Here is a 14369-nt window from a genome sequence, read left to right as displayed (position 1 = left end):
TTAGATGCCTGATTCGTTCTGTTCGCGGGCCAGGCGTCGTTCCTGGGCCTGCTTTTGCAAGATATAGCGGGCGAGCAACTGGCGTTGGGCATCGGTCAAGTGTTCGAACTCGGTGCCGATGTCGTAGCCGTCGCCTTTGCGGTCGCAATGGGTGACCCGGGCGCGCAGCAGCAGGCCGTGGGCCTGTGGCATCAACACCATTTTTACCGACAGGCGCGAGCCGGCGGCTATCGGTGTCGGGTTCTGGAAGTCGACACCGCCCTCGGAAATGATCACCGGTTGCGGCTCGCCGATCTGTCCCAGTGCGGTCAGGGCGATGACCTGGCTGAGCAGGTCGATGCGTTTGTTCTGGGATTTCAGGAATGCCGCGATGGCACGGTCGCGTTCGTTGATCTGTCGCAACAGGTGCTGAGATTCGAATTCGCTCAGGTGCAGTTCACTGAGCACGTTGAATAACGGGGAAGCATCCTGCAACACTTCCTGGCCTGCGGCTTCGGCAGCGGACAGAGGCCGAATTTCCAGTGCGATCGAATCCTCGATACGGTAGTATTCGCGGCGATCTTCTTCATCTAATGTCGACATGGCGAACCCATGGTAGCGGCGGTGGTCTGAGTGTAAAGCTGGTTATCGACCCCCGCCACAAGGACGTTCCTTTTCCCTCCGAACAAGCCCCGACATGTTCAGACCTCTCTTCGTATTTATCGGCACGCGTTACACCCGTGCAAAGCGTCGCAATCATTTTGTGTCGTTCATTTCCCTGACTTCGATGATCGGGCTCGCCCTTGGCGTGGTCGTGATGATCGTTGTGCTGTCGGTGATGAACGGCTTCGATCATGAAATGCGCACCCGCGTGCTGGGTATGGTGCCCCACGCGACCATCGAATCCGGTGAAGCCATCAGCGACTGGCCGAGCCTGGCCGCCAAGGTCAAGCAGAACCCGCAGGTGGCGGCCGTCGCGCCGTTCACCCAGATGCAGGGCCTGCTGACCAATAACGGCCAGGTGTCCAAGGTGTTGCTCAATGCCATCGATCCGGCGCTGGAGCGCAACGTCTCGATCATCGACAACTTCATGAAGCAGGGCAAACTCGACGATCTGACGCCGGGCAGCTTCGGCATCGTGATCGGCGACAAGGCCGCGACCAAGCTCGGCGTAGGCATCGGTGACAAGATCACTTTCGTCGCGCCGGAGGTCAGCGTGACCCCGGCCGGGATGTTCCCGCGCATGAAACGCTTTACCGTGGTCGGCATCTTTCATGTCGGTGCCGGTGAACTGGACGGTTACCTGGGCGTCACCAACCTGCAGGATCTGGCGAAGATGCACCGCTGGAAGCCGGATCAGGTGCAGGGCCTGCGTCTGAAGTTCGACGATCTGTTCCAGGCACCGCGTGAAGCGTGGAACATCGCCCAGCGCCTCGGCGAAGACCATTATTACGCCCGCGACTGGACCCGCACCCACGGCAACCTGTATCAGGCGATCCGCATGGAAAAAGCCATGATCGGCCTGCTGTTGCTGCTGATCGTCGCGGTTGCCGCGTTCAACATCATTTCCACACTGGTGATGGTGGTGAACGACAAGAAGGGCGACATCGCCATTCTGCGCACGCTGGGCGCCACGCCGGGCACGATCATGCGCACGTTCATGGTGCAGGGCACGGTGATCGGCGTGGTCGGTACGGCCATCGGCGCCGTGGTCGGCATCCTTGCGGCGCTCAACGTCAGCGCCGCGATTTCGGCACTCGAAGGCTTGATCGGGCACAAGTTCCTCAATGCCGACGTGTATTTCATCGATTACCTGCCATCGCAGGTGCAGAGCCAGGATGTGATCATGGTCTGCGCCGCTGCGTTGGTCCTGAGTTTCCTCGCCACCCTGTATCCAGCCTGGCGTGCCGCACGCACCCAGCCGGCGGAGGCGCTACGTTATGAGTGAGTCGGGCATGAGTGAAAAAGCAATCCTGAGCTGCCGCAACCTGGGCAAGTCCTACGAGGAAGGCCCGGAGTCGGTGGAAGTGCTGGCCAACCTGCAACTGGAGTTGCACCCGGGCGAGCGCGTGGCGATCGTCGGCAAATCCGGTTCGGGCAAAAGTACCTTGCTCAATCTGCTGGGCGGTCTCGATACGCCGACCAAGGGCAGCGTCTGGCTCGACGGTGAAGAGCTGTCGGCGCTGAGCGAGAAGAAGCGCGGCCTGCTGCGTAACCGTGCGCTCGGCTTCGTGTATCAGTTCCACCACCTGCTGCCGGAATTTACCGCGCTGGAAAACGTCTGCATGCCGCTGCTGATCGGCAAGACCGCAATCCCCGAGGCGCGTCAGCGGGCCACGGCGTTGCTGGAGCGAGTGGGTCTGGGCCATCGCCTGGAACACAAACCGGCCGAGCTGTCCGGCGGCGAGCGCCAGCGCGTGGCCATTGCCCGTGCACTGGTGAACAACCCGGGACTGGTGATGCTCGACGAGCCGACCGGCAACCTCGACTCCCACACCGCCGAAGGCATCCAGGACCTGATGCTGGAACTCAGCACCTCGATGCGCACGGCGTTCCTGGTGGTGACTCACGACATGAACCTGGCTCGCCAGATGGACCGCGTCCTGCAGCTGCAGGAAGGTTGCCTGACCCCCATCTGACGGCTTGAAACCCGATGCCTGAAAAGGCGTCGGGTCTTTTATTTTTATACGGTGCCCCAGCGAATGTTCAGACCGTTATCGATCTTTATCGGCACGCGCTATACCCGCGCCAAGCGCCGCAATCGCTTTGTTTCATTCATCTCGATGACCTCGATGATCGGTCTCGCCCTCGGCGTGCTGGCGATGATCGTGGTGCTGTCGGTGATGAACGGCTTCCAGCGCGAGATGAGCTCGCGGATTCTCGGCATGGTGCCTCACGCGACCATCGTCGGCGTCAAGCCGATCGATGACTGGCAGCCGGTGGCCGCCGCCGCGCTGAAGAGTCCGGAGGTGACCGCCGCCGTGCCGTTCACCGAGATGGAAGGCATGCTGTCCTACAAGGGCATGATGCAGCCGATCCAGATCAGTGGCGTCGACCCGGCCCAGGAAGGCAAGGTGTCGATCGTGGCCCAGCACATTGTTCAGGGCCGTCTCGATGCCTTGAAGCCGGGTGAGTTCGGCGTGGTGCTGGGTGAAATCACGGCCCGGCGCTTCCGCCTGAACGTCGGCGACAAGATCACCCTGATCGTGCCGGAAGTCAGCACCGCACCCGGCGGCATCACTCCGCGCATGCAGCGCCTGAATGTGGTCGGCATCTTCAAGGTCGGCGCCGAGCTGGACGGTTCCATGGGCCTGATCCATGTGGCCGACGCCGCGACCATGCAGCACTGGGAGCCGAATCAGGTGCAGAGCGTGCGTCTGGCGGTGAAAGACCTGTACGCCGCGCCGAAGGTTTCGTCCGACATCGCTACCGGTCTGGGCACCGACTTCAAGGCTGACGACTGGACCCACACCCAGGGCAGCCTGTTCAGCGCGATGAAAATGGAAAAGACCATGATCGGCCTGTTGCTGCTGATGATCGTCGCGGTGGCGGCGTTCAACATCATCGCGACCCTGATCATGGTGGTGAACGACAAGGGCGCGGACATCGCGATCCTGCGCACCATCGGCGCCACGCCACGGCAGATCATGGCGATTTTCATGGTCCAGGGCACGGTGATCGGTATCGTCGGCACCATCATTGGTGGCGTGCTGGGCGTGATTGCTGCGCTGAACGTCAGTGAGATGGTGGGCTGGGTCGAGCGAGTGACCGGGCAGCACATCTTCAGTTCCGACGTGTATTTCGTCAGCAACCTGCCCTCGGAATTGCAGGGCGGTGACGTGCTGCTGATCTGCTCGGCGGGCTTCATTCTCAGCTTCCTGGCCACAGTCTACCCGGCGTGGCGGGCGGCGAAGATCGAGCCGGCGCACGCGTTGCGTTACTCGTAAGTTCACCCATTGAGGCCGGCATTGCCGGCCTCAATCGTTTTGCGGCAACTCAATCACAAACCGCGTCCAGCCCTGAGCCGATTCGCAATGAATCTGCCCGCCATGGGCCCTGATGATCGACTGAGTGATCGCCAGCCCCAATCCCGCATGTTCGCTGCTGCCTTCCTGGCGTGCCGGATCAGCCCGGTAAAAACGGTCGAACAAACGCGGCAACAACTCCGAAGAAATCCCCTCGCCACTGTTCTCGACGGTCACTCTCAAGGATTTCGCCTGCTCGGCTATCTGCACGCGCACATCGCCCGCTGCCGGGGTAAAGCGCAAAGCGTTATCCAGCAGATTCGACAGCGCCCGGCGCAGCATCGCGCGGTCACCTTCAAACCGACCCTCACCGTCACGGCTCAGGCTGACCTGAGCGTCTTCGGCCAGCGGTGCGAAAAACTCCAGCAACGCATCAGCTTCTTCCGCCAGTTCCAACGGTTCACGCTTGGGCACCAGCAATCCGTGGTCGGCCTTGGCCAGATAAAGCATGTCGTTGACCAGTTGCGCCATCCATTGCAGCTCTTCGAGGTTGCTGTGCAGGGCCTCGCGATAGTCTTCGAGTGGGCGAGGGCGGGTGAGGGTGACCTGTGTGTGGGTCAGCAGGTTCGACAGCGGGGTGCGCAGTTCATGGGCGATGTCGGCGGAGAATGCCGAGAGACGCTGAAAAGAATCATCGAGACGTCCGAGCATGGCGTTGAAGCTGTGGGCCAGTTCCGTGAGTTCTGCAGGCATTTGCGCTTCCGGCAGTCGGGCATTCAGCGATTGGGCGGAAATCCCGCGTGCCACGGCGCTCATGCGGCGCAACGGACGCAAACCGCTGCGTGCCGCCCAGGCGCCCAACAGGGCGGTGGCCAGCGCCGACAGACCGACGGTCAGCCAGATCAGATGCTGCATGCGTTGCAGGAAGTGCTGGTGATGGGTGATGTCCAGCAGCAAGGTCAATTGCGCGGAGTCAGGTTGTTCCGGCTGTAGCGGGGCGTTGAGCAGGCGATAATCCGTGCCGTTGTCGTTGACGGTGGCCAGACCGGGCTGCTGCGGCAGGTTTGCCGGCATTTGCAGGGAACGGCCGAACCAGCGCTGCCCCTCTGGGCCGCTTATGCGTAACGAGACATCGCCCTGTTGGCTCAACTCATCGGTGATATGTGCAGCGTTGCTGCCACTCAGCAACGTCTGACGCACATTGATCAGCTTGCTTTCGAGCAATTGCTGATCGAGTTCAATGAAGTGCGCCTCGCTGGCCCGATTGAAAACCACGCCCGCCACCAGCGAAACCGTCGCGGTGCACGCGGCGAACAGCAACGCCAGTCGACTGCCGAGTGACAGGCGGCGCATCAGGCAGGACGCTCTTCAAGCACGTAACCCATGCCACGCACGGTGTGGATCAGTTTTTCGGGAAACTCGTCGTCGATCTTCAGGCGCAGGCGGCGGATCGCCACTTCGATCACATTGGTATCGCTGTCGAAGTTCATGTCCCAGACCTGCGAGGCGATCAGGGATTTGGGCAGCACTTCCCCCTGGCGGCGCAGGAGCATTTCCAGCAGGGCAAACTCTTTCGCCGTGAGGTCGATGCGCTGGCCGCTGCGTTCGACCCGGCGGCGAATCAGGTCCAGGCGCAGATCGGCCAGTTGCAGGCAGGTTTCCTGCGGTGTGGTGCTGCCACGTCTTAGTAGGCTGCGCACCCGTGCCAACAGTTCGGAGAAAGCGAACGGCTTGACCAGATAGTCGTCGGCGCCCAGTTCGAGGCCGTGAACCCGGTCTTCCACGGTGTCTTTGGCGGTCAGAAACAGGATCGGCGTTTCCAGCCCGGCACTGCGTACCGCTTGCAGAATCTGCCAGCCATTGCGCCCGGGCAGCATCACGTCGAGGATCAGCAGGGCGTAGTCACCGCTCAACGCCAGTTGTTGTCCGGTGTTGCCGTCCGCCACCAGTTCAGTGTTGAAACCGGCCTCGGTCAGGCCCTGACGCAGGTAGTGGCCGGTTTTCGGTTGGTCTTCGACGATCAGCAGTTTCATGGGCAACTCGGGGTTGTAGGATCGAAAGCTTTATACCGTGGGACATTGTCACAAGCGCCAACCTGACAAAGTTGTAATCTGCCTGTCAGGTAGCTGCCAGCGCGGGCGGGCTAGAGTTTCCCACAGGCTGAACCTTTTCTTGTTGGAGTATGACTATGTTTTTGCGCAACCCTCTGGCCGTCGCCGCCTGTTTGCTGGCGTTGAGTTCATCCGTCTGGGCCGACCCTGCGCACACGTATGACTTCGGCCAGCCGGCCCCGGCCGCCAAGGCCAGTCGCAGCATTGAAGTGGTGATGGGTGACATGTCGTTCGATCCGAAGGCCATCGACATCAAGGCCGGTGAGACCATTCGTTTTGTTTTGGTGAATAAAGGCCAGTTGCTGCACGAATTCAACCTCGGCGATGCAGCGATGCATGCCAAACATCAGCAGGAAATGTTGCAGATGCAGCAAAGCGGCATGCTGACGCCGACCGGCATGAAAGAAATGTCCCACGATATGGCGGGGATGGATCATGCGTCGATGGGGCACGTCATGAAGCACGACGACCCCAACAGCGTGCTGGTCGAACCGGGCAAGACCGCCGAGTTGACCTGGACCTTCAGCAAGGCGACCAGCCTGGAGTTCGCCTGCAACATTCCCGGGCATTACCAGGCCGGAATGGTCGGCAAACTGACTGTCAGTCAGTAAGCACTCAAAGGCGGGAGCAAAGGCTGATAGAATCCGCTGATTATTCAGTCAGGTTTCCGCCATGCATCCCGCAGCCGAACATTCGCCGCTGGGCAAGTCCAGCGAATACATCGCCACTTACACACCGTCCCTGCTGTTCCCGATTCCGCGCACCGCGAAGTGGGCGGAGCTGGGCCTGACCGCCGAAACCCTGCCGTATAAAGGTGTGGATTTCTGGAACTGCTTCGAACTGTCGTGGCTGCTGCCGTCGGGCAAACCGGTGGTGGCGATCGGCGAATTCAGCATTCCGGCGGACTCGCCGAACATCATCGAATCCAAGTCGTTCAAGCTGTACCTGAACTCGTTGAACCAGACCCAGTTCGCCGATACAGCGAGCCTGGAAGAGACGCTGGTCAAGGACTTGTCCGCCGCTGCCGGCAAACCGGTGGGCGTGCGGGTACGCAGCCTGAAAGAGGTTGAAGCCGAAGGCGTGGTCGCGTTGCCGGGCGTGTGCATCGACGATCTGGATATCAGCGTCAGCAACTACGAACATCCGCGTCCTGAACTGCTGCGCTGTGATGATTCGCGAGTGGTGGAGGAGAGCGTGCACAGCCATCTGCTCAAATCCAACTGCCCGGTGACCAGCCAGCCGGACTGGGGCAGCGTGGTGGTGGAGTACCGTGGCGCGGCGCTGGATCACGCCAGTCTGCTGGAGTACATCGTCAGCTTCCGCCAGCATTCGGACTTCCACGAGCAATGCGTGGAGCGGATTTTCCTCGATCTGCAGCGTTTGCTGAAACCGGAAAAACTCACGGTGTTTGCACGTTATGTGCGCCGGGGCGGGCTGGATATCAACCCGTACCGCAGCACGGAAAGTGTGCAGTTGCCGAACCATCGTCTGGTTCGTCAGTAACCCGCCTCGCGGACATGAAAAAGCCCTGCCATCACTGGCAGGGCTTTTTTTGCATTCGCGAGCTTCAGATTCCCATGCTGACCAGGGAATTCACGATGTTGCGCAGGGTGCCGGCGATAGTGGGGTGTTCGAGTTCGAAGCGTTCGACGGCCAGGTTCACGCCATCGGCGAGATTGGAATCTTGGGTTTTGGTTTCCAGTTCAAGTTCCAGTTCGATCTGTTGCATCAGTGCGTGCAGGTCTGCGCGCTCGGCTTCCGACAGCGGCGGATTCTGATCCAGTTGCTCGCGCAGGGTATTGAGCTGTTCTTGCAGTTCGCGGGCGGGCATGGTGTTTTCCTTTTATCGAGAGGCACTGGCATAGACCGCAGCCGTGCGCCAAAGGTCTATGGCTCTCCTTAAGACTAATCCACTCTGCTGCAACCTGCATGATCCCGGTCAGGGCTTTTCGCCTTTGAGCCGGCGCAGGCTGATGTCGGCCAGGCAGGTGTCGAGTTCGCCCAGATGGTCGATCACCGAGTGCACGCCCAGGCCGAACAGTTGCACGGTGGCCTTGCCGCGCAGTTGTTCGCGTTCTTTCTGGCTGAGGGCTTGCCATTCGTTCGGGGCCACGCCGCAGAGTGAGCCGCAGGACGCCAGGCCAATGGTCCACAGCCCGGCATTCAAGCCCGATTGCAGCAGACGCGGTTCGCCACTGACCAACACGCAGCCGTCCAGTCGATCGACATTCAACGACATCAGGGCTTGCCAGCAGGCATTCGGTGCCGGCCAGGGATTGTGTGTTGCCGAATGTTGCGAAGGTTTGATCCAGCCCGGCAATCCGGATGCCAGCACCTGGGTCAGGGCAGGAGGTAAATCATCGAGCCAGGCGCAGGGGATCAGTTGGCGCTGCAGGCTGTGCAGGCTGTCGAGCGCGCCCGGCGTGGCGTCGGCGTGCTCCGTGCCGGGGCTGGCGTGATGACGGGCGCGGGCGCCGAAGTCCACCAGGCAGCCGCTGAGCCCGAACAGCACGGCTGTCAGGTTGGGTGCTGAAAGGGGCAAGGCTTCGGCTTGAGGCATGGAAAACGTCCCTGAAATAGAAGTCAGGCTAAGCATGGCCGGTGACAGTTGGATGACAAGTGCGTGACGATGCGTCCTACAGAGGTGTTCACGCCGGAAATGCCTAAAACCTTGTTTCCGTCTTATACTGCACCTCTTATGACCGTGGCCCGCATGCCGCGTATGTACAATCCAAGGAGTTTTTCTATGCGCTGGAGCAACCCTCTCGCTCAGCTTTGTGTATGCGCCAGCGTGATGCTGGTTCCGTTCGTTGCCCAGGCGGCAACGGAAGAAGACCCTTGGGAAAGCGTCAACCGTCCGATCTTCCAGTTCAACGACTTTGTTGATACCTACGCGCTGAAACCTCTGGCGCAGGGCTATGAATATGTAACGCCGCAATTCCTGGAAGACGGCATCCACAACATGTTCCGCAACGTGGGTGACATCACCAACCTGGCGAACAACATCCTGCAGGCCAAACCGGCCGCTGCCGGTGTCGACACCGCGCGTCTGATCTTCAACACCACCTTCGGCCTGCTGGGCTTCTTCGATGTGGGCACCAAGATGGGCCTGCAGCGCAGCGACGAAGACTTCGGCCAGACCCTCGGCTACTGGGGTGTCAGCAGCGGTCCGTACGTGATGCTGCCGTTGCTCGGCCCGAGCACCCTGCGTGATGCACCGTCCAAGTACGTGGATACCTACACCGCACCGTACCGCTACATGAACGACATCCCGGCGCGTAACACCATCTACGGCCTGAACATCGTCGACACCCGCGCCAGCCTGCTGTCCAGCGAGAAGCTGATCAGCGGCGACAAGTACACCTTCATCCGCAATGCCTACCTGCAGAACCGCGAGTTCAAGGTCAAGGACGGTCACGTCGAAGACGATTTCTGATTTCGACTTGTGAACCCCGAAAGGCGGCCAAAAGGTCGCCTTTTTTTGTCCGCGCGTCCTTCCATTGAGTTACGGTTTCGAACGTTCTTATAACTCTCTGTGATTTGACAAACAAAGTCGTCAAGTGGCGATCCGCGCATGCTTGAAACGCTCGAAGGATGGGAGTACCGTCTGCGCCTTAGAAGGGCACCTCTGGTGCATCCGTGTGCGGGGCAAACGCTCCGAAGCGGTGCAGCAGAGAGGCTAGAAAGCGAATCCAGTAGTCTGCGCCGGGCCTTTGCCCCGCCTGCTACGCCAACCTAATTCTGGCGCCGTTTGCCCACATGCCAAAAACCAGTGCCACGCTGCTGATAATCGATGATGACGAAGTAGTGCGCGCGAGCCTCGCGGCCTATTTGGAAGACAGTGGTTTCAGCGTCTTGCAGGCCAGTAACGGCCAGCAGGGTCTCCAGGTATTCGAGCAAGACAAGCCCGACTTGGTCATCTGCGATCTGCGCATGCCGCAGATGGGCGGTCTCGAACTCATTCGTCAGGTCACCGAGCGGTCACCTCAGACGCCTGTGATCGTGGTTTCCGGTGCCGGCGTGATGAACGACGCGGTCGAGGCCCTGCGCCTGGGCGCGGCGGATTACCTGATCAAGCCTCTCGAAGATCTGGCCGTGCTCGAGCACTCCGTGCGCCGGGCCCTGGATCGTGCGCGTCTGCTGCTGGAAAACCAGCGTTACCGCGAGAAACTGGAAAAGGCCAACCGGGAGCTCGAAGCGAGCCTGAACCTGCTCCAGGAAGACCAGAACGCCGGTCGCCAGGTGCAGATGAACATGCTGCCGGAAAGCCCCTGGACCATCGACGCGTTCAAGTTCGCTCACCAGATCATTCCGTCGTTGTACCTGTCGGGTGATTTTGTCGACTATTTCCGGGTGGACGAGCGGCGGGTCGCGTTCTATCTGGCGGATGTGTCGGGCCATGGCGCCTCTTCGGCGTTCGTCACGGTGCTGCTGAAGTTCATGACCACGCGCCTGTTGTTCGAGTCCAAGCGCAACGGCACCTTGCCGGAATTCAAGCCTTCGGAAGTTCTTGGTCATATCAACCGGGGGCTGATCAGTTGTAAGCTGGGTAAACACGTCACAATGGTCGGTGGAGTCATCGACGAGGAGACCGGTTTGTTGACCTATAGCATCGGCGGCCATCTGCCGTTGCCTGTGTTGTACACGCCTGACAGTGTTCGCTACCTCGAGGGGCGCGGTCTGCCCGTGGGGCTTTTCAATGAAGCCACCTACGAAGACCACGTGCTTGAGCTGCCACCGACGTTCAGCCTGACGCTGATGTCTGATGGCATTCTGGATCTTTTGCCAGAACCCACACTCAAAGAGAAAGAAGCTGCCTTGCCCCAACGGGTCAAGTCGGCGGGCGGCAGCCTGGATGGCCTGCGGCAGGTTTTTGGATTGGCCACGCTAGGGGAGATGCCGGATGATATCGCCTTGTTGGTGTTGAGCAGGAATCTTTAATGAGTACCGGTAGAATCCAGTTCGCCGAGCAGGATGGCACCTTCGTCCTGAAGTTCGTCGGTGAAGTTCGCCTGACCCTGTGTTCGGCGTTGGATGCGACTATTGAAAAGATCTTCACCGCGCTGAATTTCAACGCGATCGTGATCGATCTGACCGAAACCCGCAGCATCGACAGCACCACGCTGGGCCTGCTGGCCAAACTGTCGATCCTGTCGCGGCAGAAGGTCGGCCTGCTGCCGACCGTGGTCACCACCCACGATGACATCACTCGTCTGCTGCAATCGATGGGTTTCGAGCAGGTGTTCAATATCGTCAACCATCCCGTGCCTTGCCCGGAATGCCTCGATGACCTGCCGGATCAGGATCAGTCGGAGGAGGTTGTGCGGATCAAGGTGCTGGAAGCGCACAAGATCCTCATGGGCCTGAACGACTCCAACCGCGAAGCCTTTCATGATCTGGTGAATGCCCTCGAAAGGCATTGATTTCCCGGCCATCAGGCACAAAAAAGGGCGAACCTGTGAGGGTTCGCCCTTTTTGCGTTTGCCGTCAGCCCATTACAGCTTGGCTTGCAGCAGCGCCTCGAGTTTTTCCTGGTCGCGGGCAAACTGACGGATGCCTTCGGCCAGTTTCTCGGTGGCCATCGCGTCTTCGTTTGACAACCAGCGGAACTGCGATTCGTTGAGGCTCAGGCGTGCTTCGCCGGCGTGACCCGGGGCCAGTTTGCGCTCCAGTTTGCCGGTGTCTGCCGCCAGCTTGTCGATCAGGTCAGGGCTGATGGTCAGGCGGTCGCAGCCGGCCAGTTGCTCAATCTGATTGAGGTTGCGGAAGCTCGCGCCCATGACCACGGTCTTGTAGTCATTGGCCTTGTAGTAGTTGTAGATGCGCGTCACCGACTGTACGCCCGGATCATCGGCGCCGGTGTAGTCGTTGCCGTTGGCCTTCTTGTACCAGTCGTAGATGCGGCCCACGAACGGCGAAATCAGGAACACGCCGGCATCGGCGCAAGCAGCGGCCTGGGCGAAGGAGAACAGCAGGGTCAGATTGGTCTGGATGCCTTCCTTTTCCAGCACTTCGGCGGCGCGGATACCTTCCCAGGTGGAGGCGATCTTGATCAGCACGCGGTCGCGGCCGACGCCGGCCTTGTCGTACAGCTCGATCAGACGGTGCGCACGCTTGAGCATCGCGTCCTTGTCGAACGACAGGCGGGCATCCACTTCGGTGGAGATGCGGCCCGGGATCACTTTGAGGATTTCCTGACCCACCGCGACGCCGAAACGGTCGCTGGCCAGGCCGACATCGCCCTTGCAGTCGCGAACGGCGGCGTTCAACAGCTCGGCATAGGCCGGAATGGCCGCTGCCTTGAGCAGCAGGGAAGGGTTGGTGGTGGCGTCGACCGGCTTGACCCGGGCAATCGCTTCGAAGTCGCCGGTGTCGGCAACCACGGTGGTGAACTGTTTGAGTTGTTCCAGCTTGGAAGTCATGAGCGTGCTCTGTCCTATGGGTCTGACGACATTACCCGAGCGCTGACAGCCACTCAAGGGCATGTGGATGTATCGATAGCCCCGCAGGCAACAACCTGAAAACGGCTGTTTGAAAGGGCGGGGCGCGGTATCGATAGATACGATGCCGAATCGCAGCACAGGTTCAAAGCAACTGACTGATGAATATGAACGCTACTCGGACTCCAGTTGCGTCCTGGCGGCCGCTTCCGCCGGTTTTGGTTGCCCGCCTGCGGTCTGTAAGCCGAAGTTCTTTTCGCGGTCATCGCTGCCCGCATCATTGTTTTTCCACTCGTAGATCGACGTCAGTGGAATCTGCAGCCGTTTCACATCGGCAATGAACGCCGCGACCTTGGTGGCCTGCCCGTCGGGACCGCCGTTGGAGGCCAGTGCCGAAATCCCCCATTCACTGATGACGCCCGGCAGATGGAAATTCTGCTGGATGAAGGTCTGCGCATTGCCGATCTGCGTCGCCGTCATGCCATAGGGATGGTAGGAAATGGCGCTCAGGCATTTCGGATACGCACCGAGAATGCTGTTCAACGCTACGGTCGAGGCCGAACCGGCGCTCGGTGGACGGGCGAAGCCGAAACCGATCACGGGAGTGCTGGTGGGATTGTCTTGCAGCGCCTTGCACATCGAGCTCATGAACGGTGCAAAGGTGGTGCTGAAATTGCCCGTGGGCCAGTAGGTGTCCAGATCCGGTTCATTCCAGATTTCAATCGCGACCAGCTGAGAACCGTACGTCTGCTCCAGGCTGTTCACTGCACCGGCAAACGCCGTGCCGGCGGTGGCAGGGTCTGTCGAAAGCGGTTTGATGGCGCGCACCGTCATCAGCACCGGCAACCCGGCGGATCCGGCAGCGGCAAACGCATCGCCGAGCTGTTTCTGATAGGTCTTGTCGCCCAGGCTGTCGCTCCACGCGCCCAGGCGCACGAAGCTGAAGCCCGCTGCCTTGATTTGCGCAGCATCGGAAGCGCTAAAGCTCTGGACCTTGACCTGGATGCCGACCGTTCGGTGGGGCAGTGCGGGGAATAGCTCGCTGGCATCAACCTGAGCCGTTGAGCCGAACAACAAAAGGGAAAGGGCGCCGAGACGTTTGAGATGTGCTGCTTTCATGTCTGCTCTCCTGATGAGAAATGACATCTAGCCAATGTTTATCTCGTTACTTTCATGCGATGCCGAAAAGGCCGAAAAGTGCACGAATGTTATTTTTTGTCGGAAAACGTTCAGTGAAAGAGGCGCCGAAAATCACAGTTATTTTTAGTCCGGTAATTCTGGTTGGGTGACTTTTGGAGCCCGTGGTACTTAATGCACCGGTACTAACAGGCGAAACTGTTTCCGAGTGCAGGAAAGTTCTGTGGATTCATTTAAGTTCACGGGACATGTTGGCCGATTGACATTACACGGGAAAGTAAACCTTGTTCAAAAAGATCCTTGTCGTCTGCGTGGGCAATATTTGCCGAAGTCCGACAGCAGAGCTCTTGCTGCGAAACGCGCTGGCACCCTCGACGATTACGGTCAGTTCCGCAGGTCTGGCGGCACGGGTCGGCGAGTCCATGGAAGCCACGGCCCGCCAGGTTATCGAAGATCGTGGGCACAGTGCCGACGGGTTCAAGGCGCGGCAACTGACTTCGGACATCGTCAATGAATCGGACCTGATTCTGGTCATGGAAAAAGAGCATGTAAAACAGGTACTGAAGATTGCCTCTCACGCCAGGGGCAAAGTGTTTCTTCTTGGCAAGTGGCAGAGCGAGCGAGAAATAGCAGATCCGTATCGTCAGGGGCAGGCCGCTTTTATTCATGCCCACGCATTGATTGAAGATGCTGTCAGCTCATGGGCGCAACGCTTGGCGCGTTGATGAATATTCTTC

The 14369-nt window shown here is 59.8% G+C and carries 16 protein-coding genes; 9 read left to right on the top strand and 7 right to left on the bottom strand.

The features are described 5' to 3' along the window. The gene (locus tag R1A29_RS18765; RefSeq protein WP_085713152.1) at positions 1-582 is read right to left on the bottom strand and encodes a PilZ domain-containing protein; all 582 of its coding nucleotides are present in this window, start codon (positions 580-582) and stop codon (positions 1-3) included. Between the two features lie 94 nt (positions 583-676). On the opposite strand from R1A29_RS18765, the gene R1A29_RS18760 reads away from it, so the two are divergent. The 3 genes from R1A29_RS18760 (at position 677) to R1A29_RS18750 (ending at position 3926) form a co-directional block, all read left to right on the top strand. Beyond that, positions 677-1927 (top strand): lipoprotein-releasing ABC transporter permease subunit, encoded by a 1251-nt coding sequence (locus R1A29_RS18760; protein ID WP_085713153.1) that lies wholly within the window; start codon positions 677-679, stop codon positions 1925-1927. A gap of 7 nt (positions 1928-1934) precedes the next feature. Beyond that, positions 1935-2618, top strand: coding sequence for a lipoprotein-releasing ABC transporter ATP-binding protein LolD (gene lolD / locus R1A29_RS18755; protein ID WP_167443782.1), 684 nt, complete (start codon positions 1935-1937; stop codon positions 2616-2618). Positions 2619-2681: 63 nt separating this feature from the next. Then, on the top strand, positions 2682-3926 hold the full coding sequence (locus R1A29_RS18750; protein WP_438299204.1) for a lipoprotein-releasing ABC transporter permease subunit: 1245 nt from the start codon (positions 2682-2684) through the stop codon (positions 3924-3926). Positions 3927-3956: 30 nt separating this feature from the next. Here the strand turns inward: R1A29_RS18750 and R1A29_RS18745 are convergent, their stop codons facing one another. Both R1A29_RS18745 and R1A29_RS18740 read right to left on the bottom strand, forming a co-directional pair. After that, the gene (locus R1A29_RS18745; protein WP_438299203.1) at positions 3957-5297 is read right to left on the bottom strand and encodes a heavy metal sensor histidine kinase; all 1341 of its coding nucleotides are present in this window, start codon (positions 5295-5297) and stop codon (positions 3957-3959) included. Further along, the gene (locus tag R1A29_RS18740; RefSeq protein ID WP_438299202.1) at positions 5297-5977 is read right to left on the bottom strand and encodes a heavy metal response regulator transcription factor; all 681 of its coding nucleotides are present in this window, start codon (positions 5975-5977) and stop codon (positions 5297-5299) included. The genes R1A29_RS18745 and R1A29_RS18740 overlap by 1 nt, the downstream gene beginning before the upstream one ends. Positions 5978-6132: 155 nt before the next feature. Between R1A29_RS18740 and copI the strand changes: the two genes are divergently transcribed. Both copI and queF read left to right on the top strand, forming a co-directional pair. Next, positions 6133-6666 (top strand): copper-resistant cuproprotein CopI, encoded by a 534-nt coding sequence (gene copI / locus R1A29_RS18735; RefSeq protein ID WP_085713158.1) that lies wholly within the window; start codon positions 6133-6135, stop codon positions 6664-6666. Positions 6667-6727: 61 nt separating this feature from the next. Beyond that, positions 6728-7558, top strand: coding sequence for an NADPH-dependent 7-cyano-7-deazaguanine reductase QueF (gene queF, locus R1A29_RS18730; protein WP_438299201.1), 831 nt, complete (start codon positions 6728-6730; stop codon positions 7556-7558). Positions 7559-7622: 64 nt separating this feature from the next. On the opposite strand, the gene R1A29_RS18725 is transcribed toward queF, so the two are convergent. Beyond that, positions 7623-7886 carry a DUF4404 family protein gene (locus R1A29_RS18725; RefSeq protein WP_085713160.1) on the bottom strand — a complete coding sequence of 88 codons (264 nt, stop codon included), beginning with the start codon at positions 7884-7886 and terminating at the stop codon, positions 7623-7625. Between the two features lie 108 nt (positions 7887-7994). Beyond that, entirely contained in the window at positions 7995-8615 is a 621-nt protein-coding gene (locus tag R1A29_RS18720) for an HAD family phosphatase (RefSeq protein WP_438299200.1), read from the bottom strand. Positions 8616-8801: 186 nt separating this feature from the next. Here R1A29_RS18720 and R1A29_RS18715 point away from each other — a divergent pair, with 186 nt between their 5' ends. From R1A29_RS18715 to rssC, 3 genes are all read left to right on the top strand, one after another. Then, a complete protein-coding gene (locus R1A29_RS18715; RefSeq protein ID WP_085713162.1) occupies positions 8802-9491 on the top strand; it encodes an MlaA family lipoprotein in 690 nt (229 codons plus the stop codon). Between the two features lie 323 nt (positions 9492-9814). After that, a complete protein-coding gene (gene rssB, locus R1A29_RS18710) occupies positions 9815-10996 on the top strand; it encodes a two-component system response regulator RssB (protein ID WP_085713163.1) in 1182 nt (393 codons plus the stop codon). Further along, positions 10996-11478, top strand: a complete 483-nt coding sequence (gene rssC, locus R1A29_RS18705; protein ID WP_042560140.1) for an anti-sigma factor antagonist RssC — start codon at positions 10996-10998, stop codon at positions 11476-11478. Before rssB ends, rssC begins: the two co-directional genes overlap by 1 nt. A gap of 72 nt (positions 11479-11550) precedes the next feature. Here the strand turns inward: rssC and tal are convergent, their stop codons facing one another. Beyond that, positions 11551-12477 carry a transaldolase gene (gene tal, locus R1A29_RS18700; protein ID WP_114884366.1) on the bottom strand — a complete coding sequence of 309 codons (927 nt, stop codon included), beginning with the start codon at positions 12475-12477 and terminating at the stop codon, positions 11551-11553. A gap of 192 nt (positions 12478-12669) precedes the next feature. After that, the gene (locus R1A29_RS18695; RefSeq protein WP_438299199.1) at positions 12670-13614 is read right to left on the bottom strand and encodes a glycosyl hydrolase family 5; all 945 of its coding nucleotides are present in this window, start codon (positions 13612-13614) and stop codon (positions 12670-12672) included. A 302-nt stretch (positions 13615-13916) separates the two neighbouring features. On the opposite strand from R1A29_RS18695, the gene R1A29_RS18690 reads away from it, so the two are divergent. Continuing rightward, complete coding sequence (locus tag R1A29_RS18690) at positions 13917-14357, top strand: low molecular weight protein-tyrosine-phosphatase (RefSeq protein ID WP_438299198.1); 441 nt, start codon at positions 13917-13919, stop codon at positions 14355-14357. Positions 14358-14369: the final 12 nt, after the last annotated feature.

Source organism: Pseudomonas sp. NMS19W, from assembly GCF_051554255.1.
Lineage (GTDB): Bacteria > Pseudomonadota > Gammaproteobacteria > Pseudomonadales > Pseudomonadaceae > Aquipseudomonas > Aquipseudomonas kribbensis.
The sequence above is the reverse complement of the archived record's forward strand: the minus strand, read 5'-3'. Positions and strand labels throughout refer to the sequence as shown.